Genomic DNA, 17640 nt, shown 5'->3' with positions numbered 1-17640 from the left:
GTACCGGGTTTGCCAGCACAAAAGAAACCAGCGTGAAATCAGAGCGAGTCAGAGCAGCACCACATCGTATTGTTCCTGGGAATACATGGACTCCACCTGGAAACGAATGGTTCGCCCAATAAAGGCTTCGAGTTCGGCGACATTCCCCGATTCTTCGTCCAGCAGGCGGTCCACCACCTTTTGGTTGGCGAGCACTCTATAGCCTTCGGCCTGGTAGGCCCGCGCCTCGCGAAGAATTTCCCGGAAAATCTCGTAACAGATAGTCTCCGGCGTCTTGAGCTTGCCGCGGCCCTGGCAACTGCTGCACGGCTCGCACAGCACCTGTTCGAGACTTTCACGGGTGCGTTTGCGGGTCATCTGCACCAGGCCCAGCTCGGTGAGGCCGATGATGTTGGTTTTCGCATGGTCGCGTTCGAGCTGCTTTTCCAGGGTGCGTAGCACCTGGCGCTGATGCTCTTCGTCTTCCATGTCGATGAAGTCGATGATGATGATCCCGCCTATATTGCGCAGGCGCAGTTGCCGGGCGATGGCGGTGGCAGCTTCGAGGTTGGTCTTGAAGATGGTTTCTTCGAGATTGCGATGGCCGACGAAGGCGCCGGTGTTCACATCGATGGTGGTCATGGCCTCGGCCGGGTCGATCACCAGATAGCCGCCGGACTTGAGCGGCACCTTGCGCTCAAGGGCGCGCTGGATTTCATCTTCGACGCCGTACAGGTCGAAAATCGGCCGCTCCCCAGGGTAATGCTCCAGACGATCAGCGATTTCCGGCATCAATTCGCCGACGAACTGCGTGGTTTTCTGGAAGGTTTCCCGGGAATCGATGCGGATCTTCTCGATCTTCGGATTCACCAGGTCGCGCAGGGTGCGCAGCGCCAGCCCCAGGTCTTCGTAGATTTCGGTAGGCGCGCCCACGGTCTTGATCTGCGCGCCAATCTGATCCCACAGGCGCCGCAGGTAGCGGATGTCCATGAGAATCTCGTCTGCCCCGGCGCCTTCCGCCGCAGTGCGCAGGATGAAGCCGCCGGAGTCCTGGATGTTTTCCTGGGCGACACAGTCGCTGACCACCTTCTTCAGGCGGTCGCGCTCAGCTTCGTCTTCGATCTTCAGGGAAATGCCGACGTGCTTGGTGCGCGGCATGTAGACCAGATAGCGGGAAGGAATCGATAACTGGGTAGTCAGGCGGGCGCCCTTTGACCCGATGGGGTCCTTGGTCACCTGCACCACCAGGCTTTGCCCCTCATGCACCAGGGCGCTGATGCTTTCGACTGTGGTGCCTTCGCGCAGGGAGATTTCCGAGGCATGGATAAAGGCCGCGCGGTCCAGACCGATATCGACGAAGGCCGCCTGCATGCCCGGCAGCACCCGTACCACCTTGCCCTTGTAGATATTGCCAACGATGCCGCGGCGCTGGGTGCGCTCGACATGCACCTCTTGGAGAACGCCGTTTTCCACCACCGCCACGCGTGATTCCATCGGTGTGATGTTGATCAGAATCTCTTCACTCATGGCAGGCTCTCGTCAAAGTTCTTTGAGGTAATGATGGATTGCCCGACGGAGACTGGCGAGCAATAAACGGTCTCAGTGCTTCCTCATTCTGCTGTCGGCAGGCCCTGCCAGCAGGGAATGCCGAAACGGGCGAGCAATTCGGCGGTTTCGGCGACTGGAAGCCCGACCACACCCGAGTAGCTGCCCTGAAGGTTCTGCACGAATACCGCGCCGAGGCCCTGGATCGCGTAGGCGCCGGCCTTGTCCCGCGGCTCGCCGCTGCTCCAGTAGGCATGCGCCTGCTCTGCGCTGATCGGCCCGAAGGTAACGCGACTGGTGACGCACAGGCTTTCGCTGCGCTGACCATCGCTCACCGCGACGGCAGTCAGCACCTGATGTTCACGTCCGGAAAGCGAGGCCAGGATGGCCAGGGCATCTTCGCGGTCGACGGGCTTGCCAAGAATCCTGCCGTCGAGAACCACCGCGGTATCGGCACCGAGTACGGCCAGAGGCTCGCGGGTGCCGCTGGCGGTCAGCAGGGCCAGGCCGGCAGCCGCCTTGCCGAGGGCCAGGCGCTCGACATAAGCGCTTGCCGACTCATCGGGCAGCGGGGTTTCGTCAATCGAGGCACTGACGACGGTGAAGGGAATGCCGATCTGGGTCAGCAGCTCACGGCGGCGCGGCGAACCGGAGGCCAGGTACAGCGGGGTCATCGTGACGTCTCCCTGTCAGCGTCGAAAAGCAGGATGCTTCAGTAGATGCTCAATCGGCTGCGCAGACCGCGCAGGCCGAAGCTGATCCATGGCCAGAGCAAGGCACTGGTCACTGCCGGCCAGACCAGCGCCAGCGTGGGCTGACGATTGCCGGTCAGGGCGCTGAGCCACAATTGCACTAGCTGGGCGACGCCGAAGATCACCAGGATGGTCAGGCTCTGCTGCCACATGGGGAACATGCGCAAGCGCTGTTGCAGGCTGAGTACCAGGAAGGTGATCAGGGTCAGGACCAGGGCGTTCTGCCCCAGCAGCGTGCCGTACAGCACGTCCTCCGCCAGACCGAGCAAAAACGCGGTGGTCATGCCGACCTTGGTGGGCAGGTTCAACGTCCAGAAGGCCAGCAGCAGGGCCAGCCACAGCGGACGGAAGATATCCATGAACGGCGGCATCGGCCACACGCTGAGCAGCAGGCCAACCAGGAAGGTCAACCAGACCACCCAGCCATTCTTGCTGTGTGTACTGACCATCAATGTCTCTCCCGGGAGGGGGTCGTTGGCGTGCCATGGCTTGCGGGCGCAGCAGCGGCAGCCGGCGTTGGCGCGGCCGCAGGTGTGGCCGCCGGGGCATGGGGCGCAGCCGGGGTCGTGGTGGCGGGTGCGGCAGGTGTTGCAGGCGTGGTGGCCGGCGCAGCATGTGCCGCGTCAGTCGCTGTGTGACCGGCGGCGTCCTGGGCCTGCGCCTGGGCTGCGTCGTTGGCTCGCTCTTCGGGGGTACGGCTGTCGCTGAACACCAGCAGCAGGTAACGGCTGCGGTTCAGGGCGGCGGTCGGCACCGCGCGAACAATGGCGAAGGGTTGCCCAGAGTCGTGGATCACTTCCTTCACCGTCGCCACCGGATAACCGGCCGGGAAACGCTGACCCAGGCCGGAACTCACCAGCAAGTCACCTTCCTTGATGTCGGCGGTATCGGCGACATGACGCAGTTCAAGGCGTTCCGGGTTGCCGGTGCCGCTGGCAATCGCGCGCAGGCCGTTGCGGTTGACCTGCACCGGGATGCTGTGGGTGGTGTCGGTCAGCAGCAGCACCCGCGAGGTGTACGGCATCAACTCGACCACCTGGCCCATGAGGCCGCGGGCGTCGAGCACCGGCTGGCCGAGCACAACACCGTCGCGCTCGCCTTTGTTGATCAGAATTCGATGGGTGAACGGGTTCGGGTCCATGCCGATCAGTTCGGCGACCTCGACCTTTTCATTGAAGAGCGCCGAGGAGTTGAGCAACTCGCGCAGACGCACGTTCTGCTCGGTCAGGGCAGCCAGCTTTTGCAGGCGACCTTGCAGGAGCAGGGCTTCGGTCTTGAGTTTTTCGTTCTCGGCGATCAGTTCGGTGCGGCTGCCAAACTGGCTGGCCACGCCTTGCCACAGACGCTGCGGCAGATCGGTGATGGTGTAGGACTGCATCAGCACCAGCGACATTTGACTGCGCACGGGCTTGAGCACGGGGAAGCGGGCATCGACCACCATCAAGGCGATCGACAGCACGACCAGCACGAGCAGGCGTACGCCCAGCGACGGGCCTTTGGCGAAAAGCGGTTTAATAAGCCGCTCCTCGTTGACGACGGTTCAGGAGGTCATTCATACGGCAACGCACCGGCCTGGATTGCGGATGGATGGAAGCGACGTCCAGACGGACGCCAGCCGGCAATACAGGTAGCACTGCAAGCGCTACCTGTAAACCGGTCGACAGGGTTGCAATCCGGCGAATCACTCGCTGGAGAGCAGGTCCATGGTGTGTTTGTCCATCATTTCCAGGGCGCGACCGCCGCCACGGGCGACACAGGTCAGCGGGTCCTCGGCAACGATCACCGGCAGGCCGGTTTCCTGGGCCAGCAGCTTGTCCAGGTCGCGAAGCAGAGCGCCACCACCGGTCAGCACCAGGCCACGCTCGGCGATGTCGGACGCCAGTTCCGGAGGCGATTGCTCCAGGGCGCTCTTCACGGCCTGAACGATAGTCGCCAGGGATTCCTGCAGCGCTTCGAGCACTTCGTTGGAATTCAGGGTGAAGGCACGTGGTACGCCTTCGGCCAGGTTACGGCCGCGGACGTCGACTTCGCGCACTTCGCCGCCCGGATAGGCGGTACCGATTTCCTGCTTGATACGCTCGGCGGTGGATTCGCCGATCAGGCTGCCGTAGTTGCGGCGCACGTAAGTCACGATGGCTTCGTCGAAGCGGTCGCCACCAACGCGAACGGATTCGGCGTAAACCACACCGTTCAGGGAGATCAGTGCGATTTCAGTGGTACCACCGCCGATATCGACGACCATCGAGCCACGGGCTTCTTCGACCGGCAGGCCGGCACCGATGGCAGCGGCCATTGGCTCTTCGATCAGGAATACTTCACGGGCACCGGCACCGAGGGCCGATTCGCGGATGGCGCGACGCTCGACCTGGGTCGATTTGCACGGCACGCAGATCAACACGCGAGGGCTGGGTTGCAGGAAGCTGTTTTCGTGAACCTTGTTGATGAAGTACTGCAGCATCTTTTCGCAGACGCTGAAGTCGGCGATCACGCCGTCCTTCATCGGACGAATGGCAGCAATGTTGCCGGGAGTACGACCCAGCATGCGCTTTGCTTCGGTGCCGACAGCGACGACACTTTTCTGGTTGCCGTGGGTACGAATGGCCACAACCGAGGGCTCATTCAGGACGATACCGCGCTCACGCACGTAAATAAGGGTGTTGGCAGTGCCCAGGTCGATGGAAAGATCGCTGGAAAACATGCCACGCAGTTTCTTGAACATGGGAAAGGGACCCTGGCAACGCGTGGGTAAAAAAGTGCGGCAAACTCTAACAACGGCGGGGATTTTGGGCAAGGCGCCAATATGTTAAATTGGCAGTTTTTCCGAGCAAGCCAGCACACGATCGGGCCTTATGACCACGTGTGCCCCTACATGTTCCTCATTGCGGACCCATTCCGTTTTCTTTCCCCAGGAGATCCCCATGGCGCTTGAACGCTGCGACGTGGAAAAGATCGCTCACCTGGCCCGACTGGGCCTGAACGAAGCCGATCTGCCACGCACTACCGATGCCCTGAACAGTATTCTGGGACTGGTCGACCAGATGCAGGCCGTCGACACCACCGGTATCGAGCCTTTGGCTCACCCTCTGGAAGCCAGCCAGCGCCTACGCGCCGACGTTGTAACAGAAAGCAACCAGCGAGACAGCTACCAGGCCATCGCCCCAGCGACGGACAGCGGCCTGTACCTGGTTCCGAAAGTCATCGAGTAAGGGAATAGAGCCTGCCATGCACCAACTCACCCTGGCCGAGATCGCTCGCGGACTCGCCGACAAAGCCTTTTCCTCCGAAGAGCTGACCCGCGCGCTGCTGGCCCGCATCCATCAGCTCGACCCACAGATCAACAGTTTCATCAGTGTCACCGACGACCTGGCCATCAGCCAGGCCCGTGCCGCCGACGCCCGTCGCGCCGCCGGCGAGAACGGTGCACTGCTGGGCGCGCCGATCGCCCATAAAGACCTGTTCTGCACCCAGGGCATCCGCACCAGTTGCGGCTCGAAGATGCTCGACTCGTTCAAGGCCCCCTACGACGCCACCGTGGTCAGCAAGCTGGCCGAGGCCGGCACCGTGACCCTGGGCAAGACCAACATGGACGAGTTCGCCATGGGTTCGGCCAACGAATCCAGCCACTACGGCGCGGTGAAGAACCCGTGGAGCCTGGAACACGTGCCTGGCGGTTCCTCCGGTGGTTCGGCCGCGGCCGTGGCTGCCCGCCTGCTGCCGGCCGCCACCGCCACCGACACCGGCGGTTCGATCCGTCAGCCCGCGGCCCTGACCAGCCTGACCGGCCTCAAGCCGACCTACGGCCGCGTCTCGCGCTGGGGCATGATCGCCTACGCGTCGAGCCTCGACCAAGGCGGCCCGCTGGCCCGCACCGCCGAAGACTGCGCCCTGCTGCTGCAAGGCATGGCGGGTTTCGATCCGAAAGACTCCACCAGCATCGATGAGCCGGTCCCGGACTACAGCGCCAGCCTGAACGCCTCGCTGCAGGGCCTGCGCATCGGCCTGCCGAAGGAATACTTCGGCGCCGGCCTCGACCCACGCATCGCCGAACTGGTCCAGGCCAGCGTCAAGGAGCTGGAGAAGCTCGGCGCGGTGGTCAAGGAAATCAGCCTGCCGAATATGCAGCACGCCATCCCGGCGTACTACGTGATCGCCCCGGCCGAGGCGTCCTCGAACCTGTCGCGCTTCGACGGCGTGCGTTTCGGCTACCGCTGCGAGAACCCGAAAGACCTCACCGACCTGTACAAGCGTTCCCGTGGCGAAGGCTTCGGCAGCGAAGTGCAGCGCCGGATCATGGTCGGCACCTACGCCCTGTCGGCCGGCTACTACGATGCCTACTACCTGAAGGCCCAGAAGATCCGTCGCCTGATCAAGAACGACTTCATGGCCGCCTTCGAAGGCGTCGACGTGATCCTCGGCCCGACCACGCCGAACCTGGCCTGGAAGATCGGCGCCAAGAACGCCGATCCGGTCGCCGCGTACCTGGAAGACGTCTACACCATCACCGCCAACCTGGCCGGCCTGCCGGGCCTGTCGATGCCGGCCGGTTTCGTCGACGGCCTGCCGGTGGGCGTGCAACTCCTGGCGCCGTACTTCCAGGAAGGCCGCCTGCTCAACGTCGCGCACCGCTATCAGCAAGTGACTGACTGGCACACTCGCGCACCTAACGGCTTCTGAGGGACAGACACATGCAATGGGAAGTTGTTATCGGGCTGGAGATTCACACCCAGCTCGCCACCCAGTCGAAGATTTTCTCCGGCAGCGCCACCACGTTCGGTTCCGAGCCGAACACCCAGGCCAGCCTGATCGACCTGGGCATGCCCGGCGTACTGCCGGTGCTGAACCAGGAAGCGGTGCGCATGGCCTGCATGTTCGGCCTCGCCATCGACGCCGAGATTGGCCAGCACAACGTGTTCGCGCGCAAGAACTACTTCTACCCTGACCTGCCCAAGGGCTACCAGATCAGCCAGATGGAGTTGCCGATCGTCGGCAAGGGCCACCTGGACATCGCTCTGGAAGACGGCACTGTCAAGCGCATCGGCATCACCCGCGCGCACCTGGAAGAAGACGCCGGCAAAAGCCTGCACGAAGACTTCGCCGGCTCCACCGGCATCGACCTGAACCGTGCCGGCACCCCGCTGCTGGAGATCGTTTCCGAGCCGGAAATGCGCAGCGCCAAGGAAGCCGTGGCCTACGTCAAGGCGATCCACGCGCTGGTGCGCTACCTGGGCATCTGCGACGGCAACATGGCCGAAGGCTCGCTGCGTTGTGACTGCAACGTCTCGATCCGTCCGAAAGGCCAGGTCGAGTTCGGCACCCGCTGCGAGATCAAGAACGTCAACTCGTTCCGCTTCATCGAGCGCGCGATCAACAGCGAAATCCAGCGCCAGATCGACCTGATCGAAGACGGCGGCAAGGTCATCCAGGAAACCCGCCTGTACGACCCGAACAAGGACGAAACCCGCTCCATGCGCAGCAAGGAGGAAGCCAACGACTACCGTTACTTCCCCGATCCGGACCTGCTGCCGGTGGTGATCGAGTCGGCCTTCCTCGAAGGCATTCGCGCCACCCTGCCAGAGCTGCCGCCGCAGAAAGTCGAGCGCTTCCAGAGCCAGTACGGTCTCTCGGCCTACGATGCCAACGTGCTGGCTTCCAGCCGTGAGCAAGCGGACTACTTCGAGAAGGTTGCGGCCATTGGTGGCGACGCCAAGCTGGCGGCCAACTGGGTCATGGTGGAGCTGGGCAGCCTGCTGAACAAGCTGGGTGTCGAGATCGACCAGGCGCCGGTCAGCGCCGAGCAACTGGGTGGCATGCTGCAGCGCATTCGCGACAACACCATCAGCGGCAAGATTGCCAAGACCGTGTTCGAAGCGATGGCCAACGGCGAAGGCGATGCCGACCAGATCATCGAAGCGCGCGGTCTGAAGCAAGTGACGGACAGCGGTGCGATCGAGAAGGTACTGGACGAAGTGCTGGCGGCCAACGCCGAGCAGGTCGAGCAGTACCGGGCGGCGGATGAAGCCAAGCGCGGCAAGATGTTCGGCTTCTTTGTCGGTCAGGCCATGAAGGCCTCGAAAGGCAAGGCAAACCCGCAACAGGTGAACGAATTGCTCAAGAGCAAGCTCGAAGGGTAATCGTCACCGAGCCTTGGTCTCGATATGGCTCGCTCCTCTGGACTCACAATGTCCTGTAGGAGCGAGCTTGCCTGGTCAGGGCCATTAGGGGACCGCTGCGTCCTTCGCGAGCAAGCTCGCTCCTACAGAGAACCACGGAGCACCGTAATACATGTGGCGTCTGCTGAGCGCCTTGGCGCTGTTCACCTTGCTCGCCGGCTGTGCCAGCCACGACATCGACCCGCGCGGCTACGATGAAACCGGCACCGCCTCCTATTATGGTTCTCGCCATCACGGCAAACGCACTGCCAGTGGTGAGCCCTTCGACCAGCACGGCCTGACCGCCGCGCACCGCAGCCTGCCCTTCGGCACCCGGGTGCGGGTCACCAACCTGAAAAACGAACGCTCTGTCGTGGTCCGCATCAATGACCGCGGCCCGCATACCCGTGGCCGACTGATCGATCTGTCCAAGGCCGCCGCGCAGAAGCTGGACATGCTCCGTAGCGGAACGGCGCGCGTCCGGGTACAAAGCCTCAGCGACTGATCCTGTTTTCGGAGCCCGACCATTTTCAACCTGGCCGCTTTACCCACCTTCAGCCTGCTGCAACTGTGCAGCGGCCTTATCCTGCTGGTGCTTGGCGCCGAGCTGCTGGTGCGCGGCGCCCTGCGCCTGGCCGCCAGCCTGCAAGTCCGCCCGCTGATCATCGGCCTGAGCCTGGTGGCGTTCGGTAGCAGCGCGCCGCAACTCACCGTCAGCCTGCAAGCCGCCTACACCGGCGCCCCCGATGTGGCGGTGGGCAGCGTGATCGGCAGCAACATCTTCAACATTCTCGTCACCCTCGGCCTGGCCGCGCTGATCATTCCGCTGCGCGTGTCGCGGCAACTGGTGCGCCTGGATATCCCGTTGATGATCGGCGCCAGCCTGCTGGTGTACCTGCTGGCGCTGAACGAAGCGCTCGATCACTGGGAAGGCGCACTGCTGTTGCTCGGGCTTGTGGCGTACCTGGCGATCCTGTGGCGCCAGTCACGCCACCACACCCGCATCCACCACGCGCCGGGGCATCAGCCGCAACGGGGCGCGGGCTTCTGGGCCGGCACCCTGTTGCTGATGGCCATCGGTCTTGGTCTGCTCAGTCTGGCCGGGCACCTGCTGCTGGAGGCGGCAGTGGAAGTCGCCACGGACCTTGGCCTGTCGGAACGCATCATCGGTCTGACCGTGGTTGCCGTGTGCACCTCGCTGCCGGAACTGGCGACTTCGCTCATCGCCGCCATTCGCGGTGAACGGGAAATCGCCGTGGGCAACGTGATCGGCAGCAACCTGTTCAACCTGCTGGGCGTGCTCGGCCTGACCGCCGTGCTGACCCCGGAACCGCTGTCGATCTCGCCCAATGCCCTGGCCTTCGACCTGCCCGTGATGCTCGGCGTCGCCGCCTTGAGCCTGCCGGTGTTCTATTCCGGGTACCGGGTCACGCGCGCCGAAGGCCTGGTGTTTCTCTGCCTGTATCTGGCCTATGGTCTGCACGTGGTGGCCTTCACCACCGGCATGCCGCTGGCCAACCGCCTGGAGCAACTGATGTTGTTCTATGTCCTGCCAGCGCTGGGGGCCGTGTTGCTCTACACCACCCTGCGCGCCTGGCGCCGCCAACACTAAGGAAAACAAGATGGGCGATACGAAGAAAACCGGCGAACAGGTTCGCCGCCAGGTCATGGGCGACGTCTTCGTTGACCGCGCACTGGGCAACGCCACCGAGTTCAACGCGCCGCTGCAAGAGTTCGTCAACGAACACGCCTGGGGTAGCGTCTGGAGCCGCGAAGGCCTGCCGCTGAAAACCCGCAGCCTGATCACCCTGGCCGCCCTCACTGCGCTCAAGTGCCCGCAGGAACTCAAGGGCCACGTGCGTGGTGCCCTGAACAATGGCTGTACGGTGGAAGAGATTCGCGAAGCATTGCTGCATTGCGCAGTCTATGCGGGTGTGCCGGCGGCGATCGACGCGTTCCGCGCGGCGCAGGAAGTGATCGACACCTGGCAACAGCCAGGCTGATCGACCACTTCCCGAAGACCGTCAGGCCTTGGCGGTCTTGCGGCCGCGGGTCAGCTTGTAAGCACCCCACAGCACCAGCAGCCAGACCGGGATCAACTCGACAGAGATGCGGATCCCTTCGGTCATCCACATCACCACCAGAATGAACGCCAGGAAGGCCAGACACAGGTAGTTGGTCAGTGGATAGCCGAGGCTCTTGTAGAAGGTTTCCTGACCCTGAGCCGCCTTGGCCTGGCGGAATTTCAGGTGGGTGATGCTGATGATCCCCCAGTTGATCACCAGCGACGACACCACCAGCGACATCAGCAGGCCGAAGGCCTCACGCGGGATGTAGTAGTTGATGAGCACACACAGGCCTGTAGCCAGCGCGGAAATGCCCAGCGCCGCCAGCGGAACACCCTTGGCATTGACCTTGAGCAGTTTCTTCGGCGCATCGCCCTGGGTCGCCAGGCCGAACAGCATGCGGCTGTTGCAGTACACGCAACTGTTGTAGACCGACAGCGCGGCGGTCAGCACCACCAGATTGAGCACGGTCGCCACCAGGTTGCTGTCCAGGTCGTGGAAGATCATCACGAACGGGCTGCCGCCACTGACCACTTTCTGCCACGGGTACAGCGCCAGCAGCACGGCCAGGGCGCCGATATAGAACAGCAGGATGCGGTAGATCACCTGATTGGTGGCGCGCGGAATGCTGTGGCGCGGGTTATCGGCCTCGGCAGCGGTGATACCCACCAGTTCCAGGCCGCCGAACGAGAACATGATCACGGCCATGGCCATCATCAGGCCCGTGGCACCGTTGGGGAAGAAGCCGCCGTGCTGCCAGAGGTTGGCGACGCTGGCATCCGGGCCGCCGGTACCGCTGAACAGCATGTAGCCACCAAAACCGATCATGCCGAGGATGGCCACGACCTTGATCAGGGCGAACCAGAACTCCATTTCACCGTAGACCTTCACCTGACTCACGTTCATCAGGTTGATGACGACGAAGAAGATCGCCGCCGTGGCCCAGGTCGGGAAGTCCGGCCACCAGTACTGGACATAGATGCCCACCGCCGTCAGTTCGGCCATGCCGACCAGCACATAGAGCACCCAGTAGTTCCAGCCCGACATGAAGCCGGCGAGCGGGCTCCAGTATTTGTGGGCGAAGTGGCTGAACGTGCCGGACACCGGCTCTTCCACGACCATTTCGCCAAGCTGGCGCATGATGAAGAAGGCGATGATGCCGGCGATCGCGTAACCCAGCAGCACCGACGGGCCGGCCATCTGGATGGTCTGGGCGATGCCGAGGAACAGGCCCGTACCGATCGCCCCGCCCAGGGCGATCAGTTGGATATGACGGTTTTTCAGCCCGCGGTGTAAACGCTCGGGCGTGATCTGGTCTTGCATGAAGTGTCCTCAGACGTAAGAGGCTGTGTTGGAATTGTTGTACCCGGAGAATCTAGATCCATCCTCCCCACTGCAAGAGGAAGATTCCGATATTGGTTGTAAGCGCAGCCGCCAGGGTGGTGATCACAATGATCGACGCCGCCAGCTCATGGTTGCCATTGGCCGCCCTGGCCATTACATAACTGGCCGCCGCGGTCGGGCTGCCAATATAGAGGAACAGGATGCCCAGTTCCGCCCCGCGAAAGCCGCATAGCCAGCCGCCAAAGGTGAATATCAGCGGCAGCCAGACCATTTTCACCAGGCTGGAACTGACCGCCATCCGGCCACTGGCCCGCAACGAGGCCAGCGACAGCGTCCCGCCGATGCAGATCAACGCCAGCGGCAAGGTCATCTGAGCCAGGTAATCCGCCGACGTCAGCAGCCAGTTGGGCAACGGCACCTTGGCATAGGCCATCGGCGTCGCCGCCAGCACACTGATGATCAACGGATTGCGCAGGATGCTCTTGAGGATGCTCCACGGATCGGACTTGACCGTCGGGCTGTACACCGCCAGCACCACCGACGACAGCGAGTTGTAGAGCAGGATCACCAGCCCGGCGAGAATCGCGCCGAGTGAGATGCCGTAGTCGCCATACATGCTGGCCGCCAGCGCCAACCCGACCACACCGTTGTTGCCGCGAAACGCACCCTGCGTGTAGATGCCGCGATCTTCCCGGGGACAGCGCCAGATGGCAATCAGCCAGGCCAAGGCGAAACTGCCTAAGGTGGCGGCGATGAAGTACAGCAGCAGGCCGGGTTTGACCGCGGCCTCGAGGTCGGCGTGGTAAATGCCGAGAAACAGCAGCGCCGGCATGCAGACGTTGAACACCAGGGCCGACGAGGTCTGGATGAAGCCGTCGTTGATCGCATTGATGCGGCGCAGCAGCACGCCCATGAACAGCATCGCGAACACCGGGGCGGTGATGTTCAGCGTCTGGATGAAAAGGGCGAGCATGCGGGAGAGTTCCGTGGCCTGTCGTTAGGTGGCTAATAATACGCCAGCACAGGCGTCAGGGACGGGGGTTTCCGGATGAATTGCAGGAAACAGGCAGATTTTTGGGGCCGCAGAGCAGCCCCAAAAAGGATCAGCGCCGAACCGGCCGCTTCTGCAGCTTGCGCTGCAAGGTGCGCCGATGCATGCCCAGGGCGCGGGCGGTGGCGGAGATATTGCCTTCGTGCTCGGCCAGCACGCGCTGGATGTGCTCCCACTGCAGGCGGTCCACCGACATCGGGTTTTCCGGCACCAGGCTGTCCAGATCAGCGTGCTCGGACAGCAGCGCCGCCAGCACGTCATCGGCGTCCGCCGGCTTGCACAGGTAATTGCAGGCGCCGCGCTTGATGGCCTCCACCGCAGTGGCGATGCTCGAATAACCCGTGAGGATCACCACGCGCATTTCCGGATCAAGCTCCAGCAGCTTGGGCAGCAGCACCAGGCCGGAGTCGCCTTCCATCTTGAGGTCCAGCGTGGCGTAGTCCGGTATGTCCTGCTGGGCCAGCACCAGTCCTTCCTCCGCAGAGCTGGCGGTGCTGACGCGGAAACCGCGGCGGCTCATGGCACGGGCCATCACCCGGGTAAAGGTCGCGTCGTCGTCGACCAGCAGCAGGTGCGGCAGTTCTTCACCTTCAACCTGGATTTCATCACTCATCACACATCTCCTCGCGCGTCACGCGGCAAGCGTAGCTCAGTGAGCGTACCGCCTTCTTCGTGACTATAGAGTTTTACCGAGCCGCCAGCACGGGTCACGCTGGCCTTGCTCAAGAACAGGCCCAGGCCAAAGCCCTTGCCCTTGGTGGTAAAGAAGGGTTTGCCGATCTGTTCGGCGATGGCCACCGGGACACCGGGGCCATGGTCGCGGATGCTGATGACGATGTCGGAAGCGTCCCAATCCAGGTGTACTTCCAGCCCATCGGGACAAGCATCGGCGGCGTTGTTCAGCAAATTCAGCAGGGCCTGGGTCAGGTCAGGTGGCGGCGCCAGGCGCGGCACCTCGCCCTGGCCGAGGCGCTGGAAGCGGTAACTGGCTTCGGGGCGCATCAGGTGCCAGCGGTTGAGCGATTCATCGAGCCAGAAGGTCACCGGCTGGTCTTCCACCACCATGCGCCGGTTGGCTTCGGCGGCGCGCACCAGTTGCTGCAAGGTGTACTTGCACTGCTTGACCTGTTCCTGGAGCACACCGAGGTCTTCCTGCAACAGCGGGTCGGTATGGTCCTGGCGCATCTCGCTGATCAGCACGCTCATGGTCGCCAGCGGCGTGCCCAGTTCGTGGGCGGCGCCCGCAGCCTGGGTGGCCACGGCCAGTAGCTGCTGGTCGCGCAGCCCTTCCTCGCGGCGTTGGGCCTGGAACTGCTGCTGACGGCGCAGTTCCTCGGCCATCTTCGCCGCGAAGAAGGTGATCACCGCTGCGGCCAGGGCGAAACTCAGCCACATGCCGTAGATCTGCATCTTCTCCCGCGCCATGGGGAAGGTTTCCAGCGGATAGAACTGCATCAGCAGCAGGGTGTAGGCCACCAGCGCGATGCCCGAGAGGATCAACGAATAGACCCACGGCAACGTCACCGCGGCAATCGCCAACGGCACCAGGTAATAGGAAACGAAAGGGTTGGTCGATCCGCCGGAGAAATACAGCAAGGCGCTGTGGATCAGCAGGTCGCAGGCCAGTTGCACCGCGTATTCCAGCTCGGTAACCGGCAGCGAGGCGCGCAGGCGCAGGGCGGTGACCAGGCACAGCACCATGGAAAACCCGAGGGTGACACTCAGGGCCAGCCAGGGCAGCGGAAGGAGTTCAGTCCAGTAGGCGACCCCGACCGAACCGGCCTGCGCGGCCAGTACCAGGGTGCGGACAAGCGTCAGACGCCAGAGATTCTGGCGGGTGGCGGACAGCATTTTTTCGGGGGCGAGCATGAGCTCTCCTGATGAGTGCTCCAGGTAAACCGCCGCGAGTATACCCAAGCGACGCCCTGGTCTGCAGCAATGCGGCAACTCGCCACACCGGGGATAAATGATGGCCTTCTGGAACCTTGCTGCTATTTTCAAGGTCAGACAGGGTCTGCGTGGCACAGGATCGTATCGGCCACGCCCATTTTTCAAGGAGTTATCCATGCATACCCCTAGCCGTAGCGCCAAGGTCCTGCTGGCCGCCAGCCTCCTGGCCAGCCTTCCCGTTCTGGCGGACGAGCCGCGTTACAACCAGGTATCGCTGCGCGCCGAAGCCAGCAAGGAAGTGACCCGCGACCTGATGGTCGTGACCCTGTACAGCGAAGCACAGAACACTGATCCGGCGAAACTCGCCGCCGAGATCACCACCACGCTGAACAAGGCGCTGGAAAAGGCCCGTCAGGCCAAGGACGTGAAGATCAGCCAGGGCAGCCGCAATGCCTACCCGATCTACGACGACAAAGGCCAGAAAATCACCGGCTGGCGTGAACGCGCCGAACTGCGCCTGGAAAGCGGCAATTTCCCGGCCCTCTCCGGCCTGACCGGCGAGCTGCTGCAAACCCTGAAAATGGGCGGCATGGACTTCGCCGTTGCGCCCGCAACACGCAAGACCAGCGAAGACGAACTGCTCAAGGACGCGGTCGACGCCTTCAAGGCCCGCGCGCAGATCGCCACCGAGGCGTTGGGCGGCAAGGGCTACAAAGTGGTCAGCCTGAACCTCAACAGCAGCGGCTACCCACAGCCGTACATGCGTGCGCCGATGATGATGAAGGCCAGCATGGATGCCGAAGCCGCGCCGTCGCCGCAGGTCGAAGCCGGCACTGCGCAGGTGAGCATCAGCGCGGATGGCACTATTGAAGTGCAGATGCCTTAAACGGGGTTTCTACGGCCACTGGGCGCATGTCGGGAGTTTTCCAGCGCCCTTGAGATCGAGCGCCGCCCGCGCGGCGCTCGATCTCAAGAGCGCTAAAAACAGTCGGCTAGCGCCTAGCCGCCACGACCCGGTCTCCTGCCTGCCCCCCCGCTTCACTTTCCCACCAAACAGCTATCCTCAATCGTTGGCATAAATATCCGCAGGTCGGCTCACAAGGCCGCCCGCTCAAAAAATGACAACAATGAGGCCACCATGCTGAAAACCGCAGTCATTCCGTTCCTGGTCGGCGCAGGTCTGCTCGCCGCCACTCCGGCCGCGCACGCCGCGAGCAATCTCGTCTACTGCTCCGAAGGCAGCCCCGCCGGCTTCGACCCCGCGCAGTACACCACCGGCACCGACTTCGACGCCTCCTCCGAAACCATGTTCAACCGCCTCGCCCAGTTCGAGCGCGGCGGCACCCAGGTCATTCCCGGCCTGGCAACCCGCTGGGACGTCGCCGATGACGGCCTGAGCTACACCTTCCACCTGCGCGAAGGGGTCAAGTTCCACACCACCGACTACTTCAAGCCGACCCGCGCATTCAACGCCGACGACGTGCTGTTCACCTTCAACCGCATGCTCGACAAGGACATGCCGTTCCGCAAGGCGTACCCCACCGAGTTCCCGTACTTCACCGACATGGGCATGGACGCGAACATCAAGCAGGTGGAGAAGGTCGACGAGCACACCGTGAAGTTCACCCTCGCCGCCGTCGACGCCGCGTTCATCCAGAACATCGCCATGAGCTTCGCCTCGATCCAGTCCGCCGAATACGCCGAGCAGTTGCTCAAGCAGGGCAAGGCCGCGGACATCAACCAGAAGCCCATCGGCACCGGTCCGTTCGTGTTCAGCAAGTACCAGAAAGACGCGCAGATCCGCTTCAAGGGCAACAAGGACTACTGGAGCCCGGACGAGGTGAAGATCGACAACCTGATCTTCGCCATCACCACCGACGCCTCGGTGCGCATGCAGAAGCTGAAGAAAAACGAGTGCCAGGTCACCCTGTTCCCGCGCCCCGCTGACCTCGAGGCCCTGAAGGCCGATCCGAACCTGCAGATGCCGTCCCAGGCCGGCTTCAACCTCGGCTACATCGCCTACAACGTGATGGACAAGATCAAGGGCAGCAACGAGCCCAACCCGATGGCCCAGCTCAAGGTGCGCCAGGCGCTGGACATGGCGGTGAACAAGCAGCAGATCATCGATTCGGTGTACCAGGGCGCGGGGCAATTGGCGGTCAACGCCATGCCGCCGACCCAGTGGTCTTACGACGACACCATCAAGGGCACCGAATACAACCCCGAAAAAGCCCGGCAACTGCTCAAGGAAGCCGGCGTCAAGGAAGGCACCGAGATCACCCTGTGGGCCATGCCGGTGCAGCGCCCTTACAACCCCAACGCCAAGCTGATGGCCGAGATGCTCCAGTCCGACTGGGCGAAGATCGGCATCAAGGCGCGCATCGTCAGCTACGAATGGGGCGAGTACATCAAACGCTCCAAGGACGGCGAGAACGGCGCCATGCTGATCGGCTGGAGCGGCGACAACGGCGACCCGGACAACTGGCTCGGCACCCTGTACGGCTGCGACGCGGTCAACGGCAACAACTTCTCCCACTGGTGCGACACCGGCTACGACAAGCTGGTCAAGGAAGCCAAGACCACCACTGACCAGAACAAGCGCATCGCGCTGTACAAACAGGCCCAGCACATCCTCAAGGACCAGGTGCCGATCACCCCGATCGCCCACTCCACGGTCTACCAGCCGATGCGCAAGACGGTGGAGGATTTCAAGATCAGTCCGTTTGCACTGAATGACTTCTACGGCGTCAGCGTGAAGCCATAAACGCGTTCCAAGGGCCGCCCTGCGGCCCATCGCGACTGTTCAGATGGATAGCCGCCGCGAAAACCACACTCGCCGTGGATAGCTCGCCACCACCCCGCTG

The 17640-nt window shown here is 63.0% G+C and carries 17 protein-coding genes; 8 read left to right on the top strand and 9 right to left on the bottom strand.

Annotated elements, in window-relative coordinates:
* Positions 1 to 48 precede the first annotated feature (48 nt).
* The 5 genes from rng to mreB all read right to left on the bottom strand — a co-directional run bounded on the left by rng (position 49) and on the right by mreB (position 4995).
* Entirely contained in the window at positions 49 to 1506 is a 1458-nt protein-coding gene (gene rng / locus CKW37_RS29280; RefSeq protein WP_095159594.1) for a ribonuclease G, read from the bottom strand.
* Positions 1507 to 1589: 83 nt separating this feature from the next.
* Entirely contained in the window at positions 1590 to 2198 is a 609-nt protein-coding gene (locus CKW37_RS29275) for a nucleoside triphosphate pyrophosphatase (RefSeq protein ID WP_095159593.1), read from the bottom strand.
* Positions 2199 to 2236: 38 nt separating this feature from the next.
* Positions 2237 to 2725, bottom strand: coding sequence for a rod shape-determining protein MreD (gene mreD, locus CKW37_RS29270; RefSeq protein ID WP_095159592.1), 489 nt, complete (start codon positions 2723 to 2725; stop codon positions 2237 to 2239).
* Positions 2725 to 3792 carry a rod shape-determining protein MreC gene (mreC, locus tag CKW37_RS29265; protein WP_095159591.1) on the bottom strand — a complete coding sequence of 356 codons (1068 nt, stop codon included), beginning with the start codon at positions 3790 to 3792 and terminating at the stop codon, positions 2725 to 2727. Before mreC ends, mreD begins: the two co-directional genes overlap by 1 nt.
* 165 nt (positions 3793 to 3957) lie before the next feature.
* Positions 3958 to 4995 (bottom strand): rod shape-determining protein MreB, encoded by a 1038-nt coding sequence (mreB, locus tag CKW37_RS29260; protein ID WP_008371426.1) that lies wholly within the window; start codon positions 4993 to 4995, stop codon positions 3958 to 3960.
* A 199-nt stretch (positions 4996 to 5194) separates the two neighbouring features.
* On the opposite strand from mreB, the gene gatC reads away from it, so the two are divergent.
* The 6 genes from gatC to CKW37_RS29230 all read left to right on the top strand — a co-directional run bounded on the left by gatC (position 5195) and on the right by CKW37_RS29230 (position 10428).
* Complete coding sequence (gatC, locus tag CKW37_RS29255; protein WP_095159590.1) at positions 5195 to 5482, top strand: Asp-tRNA(Asn)/Glu-tRNA(Gln) amidotransferase subunit GatC; 288 nt, start codon at positions 5195 to 5197, stop codon at positions 5480 to 5482.
* 16 nt (positions 5483 to 5498) lie between these two features.
* Positions 5499 to 6950 (top strand): Asp-tRNA(Asn)/Glu-tRNA(Gln) amidotransferase subunit GatA, encoded by a 1452-nt coding sequence (gatA, locus tag CKW37_RS29250; RefSeq protein ID WP_095159589.1) that lies wholly within the window; start codon positions 5499 to 5501, stop codon positions 6948 to 6950.
* 11 nt (positions 6951 to 6961) lie between these two features.
* A complete protein-coding gene (gatB, locus tag CKW37_RS29245) occupies positions 6962 to 8407 on the top strand; it encodes an Asp-tRNA(Asn)/Glu-tRNA(Gln) amidotransferase subunit GatB (RefSeq protein WP_095159588.1) in 1446 nt (481 codons plus the stop codon).
* A gap of 151 nt (positions 8408 to 8558) precedes the next feature.
* Entirely contained in the window at positions 8559 to 8930 is a 372-nt protein-coding gene (locus CKW37_RS29240; RefSeq protein ID WP_095159587.1) for a septal ring lytic transglycosylase RlpA family protein, read from the top strand.
* A gap of 81 nt (positions 8931 to 9011) precedes the next feature.
* Positions 9012 to 10037: a calcium/sodium antiporter gene (locus CKW37_RS29235; protein WP_371864348.1), complete on the top strand. Its 1026-nt coding sequence runs from the start codon at positions 9012 to 9014 to the stop codon at positions 10035 to 10037.
* 10 nt (positions 10038 to 10047) lie between these two features.
* Entirely contained in the window at positions 10048 to 10428 is a 381-nt protein-coding gene (locus tag CKW37_RS29230) for a carboxymuconolactone decarboxylase family protein (RefSeq protein ID WP_095159585.1), read from the top strand.
* Positions 10429 to 10449: 21 nt separating this feature from the next.
* Here CKW37_RS29230 and CKW37_RS29225 read toward each other — a convergent pair whose 3' ends face one another.
* The 4 genes from CKW37_RS29225 to CKW37_RS29210 all read right to left on the bottom strand — a co-directional run bounded on the left by CKW37_RS29225 (position 10450) and on the right by CKW37_RS29210 (position 14755).
* A complete protein-coding gene (locus CKW37_RS29225) occupies positions 10450 to 11814 on the bottom strand; it encodes an amino acid permease (RefSeq protein ID WP_095159584.1) in 1365 nt (454 codons plus the stop codon).
* Between the two features lie 52 nt (positions 11815 to 11866).
* Entirely contained in the window at positions 11867 to 12808 is a 942-nt protein-coding gene (locus CKW37_RS29220) for an AEC family transporter (RefSeq protein WP_095159583.1), read from the bottom strand.
* Between the two features lie 130 nt (positions 12809 to 12938).
* Positions 12939 to 13499: a response regulator transcription factor gene (locus CKW37_RS29215; RefSeq protein WP_095159582.1), complete on the bottom strand. Its 561-nt coding sequence runs from the start codon at positions 13497 to 13499 to the stop codon at positions 12939 to 12941.
* Positions 13499 to 14755, bottom strand: a complete 1257-nt coding sequence (locus CKW37_RS29210; RefSeq protein WP_095159581.1) for an ATP-binding protein — start codon at positions 14753 to 14755, stop codon at positions 13499 to 13501. The genes CKW37_RS29215 and CKW37_RS29210 overlap by 1 nt, the downstream gene beginning before the upstream one ends.
* Positions 14756 to 14951: 196 nt before the next feature.
* Between CKW37_RS29210 and CKW37_RS29205 the strand changes: the two genes are divergently transcribed.
* Together CKW37_RS29205 and CKW37_RS29200 are read left to right on the top strand one after the other, a co-directional pair.
* A complete protein-coding gene (locus tag CKW37_RS29205) occupies positions 14952 to 15662 on the top strand; it encodes an SIMPL domain-containing protein (protein WP_095159580.1) in 711 nt (236 codons plus the stop codon).
* Between the two features lie 252 nt (positions 15663 to 15914).
* The gene (locus CKW37_RS29200; RefSeq protein ID WP_095159579.1) at positions 15915 to 17540 is read left to right on the top strand and encodes an ABC transporter substrate-binding protein; all 1626 of its coding nucleotides are present in this window, start codon (positions 15915 to 15917) and stop codon (positions 17538 to 17540) included.
* The last annotated feature ends 100 nt before the right edge of the window (positions 17541 to 17640 follow it).

The organism is Pseudomonas sp. Irchel 3E13, from assembly GCF_900187455.1.
Lineage (GTDB): Bacteria > Pseudomonadota > Gammaproteobacteria > Pseudomonadales > Pseudomonadaceae > Aquipseudomonas.
Note: the sequence above shows the minus strand (reverse complement) of the source record. Positions and strands in the feature narration are given on the sequence as shown.

Excerpts from the sequence above, each read along its gene's own strand:
- rng (WP_095159594.1), bottom strand. The coding sequence starts at position 1,506 with ATGAGTGAAGAGATTCTGATCAACATCACACCGATGGAATCACGCGTG.
- CKW37_RS29275 (WP_095159593.1), bottom strand. The coding sequence starts at position 2,198 with ATGACCCCGCTGTACCTGGCCTCCGGTTCGCCGCGCCGCCGTGAGCTG.
- mreD (WP_095159592.1), bottom strand. The coding sequence starts at position 2,725 with ATGGTCAGTACACACAGCAAGAATGGCTGGGTGGTCTGGTTGACCTTC.
- mreB (WP_008371426.1), bottom strand. The coding sequence starts at position 4,995 with ATGTTCAAGAAACTGCGTGGCATGTTTTCCAGCGATCTTTCCATCGAC.
- gatC (WP_095159590.1), top strand. The coding sequence starts at position 5,195 with ATGGCGCTTGAACGCTGCGACGTGGAAAAGATCGCTCACCTGGCCCGA.
- gatA (WP_095159589.1), top strand. The coding sequence starts at position 5,499 with ATGCACCAACTCACCCTGGCCGAGATCGCTCGCGGACTCGCCGACAAA.
- gatB (WP_095159588.1), top strand. The coding sequence starts at position 6,962 with ATGCAATGGGAAGTTGTTATCGGGCTGGAGATTCACACCCAGCTCGCC.
- CKW37_RS29240 (WP_095159587.1), top strand. The coding sequence starts at position 8,559 with ATGTGGCGTCTGCTGAGCGCCTTGGCGCTGTTCACCTTGCTCGCCGGC.
- CKW37_RS29230 (WP_095159585.1), top strand. The coding sequence starts at position 10,048 with ATGGGCGATACGAAGAAAACCGGCGAACAGGTTCGCCGCCAGGTCATG.
- CKW37_RS29225 (WP_095159584.1), bottom strand. The coding sequence starts at position 11,814 with ATGCAAGACCAGATCACGCCCGAGCGTTTACACCGCGGGCTGAAAAAC.
- CKW37_RS29220 (WP_095159583.1), bottom strand. The coding sequence starts at position 12,808 with ATGCTCGCCCTTTTCATCCAGACGCTGAACATCACCGCCCCGGTGTTC.
- CKW37_RS29215 (WP_095159582.1), bottom strand. The coding sequence starts at position 13,499 with ATGAGTGATGAAATCCAGGTTGAAGGTGAAGAACTGCCGCACCTGCTG.
- CKW37_RS29210 (WP_095159581.1), bottom strand. The coding sequence starts at position 14,755 with ATGCTCGCCCCCGAAAAAATGCTGTCCGCCACCCGCCAGAATCTCTGG.
- CKW37_RS29205 (WP_095159580.1), top strand. The coding sequence starts at position 14,952 with ATGCATACCCCTAGCCGTAGCGCCAAGGTCCTGCTGGCCGCCAGCCTC.
- CKW37_RS29200 (WP_095159579.1), top strand. The coding sequence starts at position 15,915 with ATGCTGAAAACCGCAGTCATTCCGTTCCTGGTCGGCGCAGGTCTGCTC.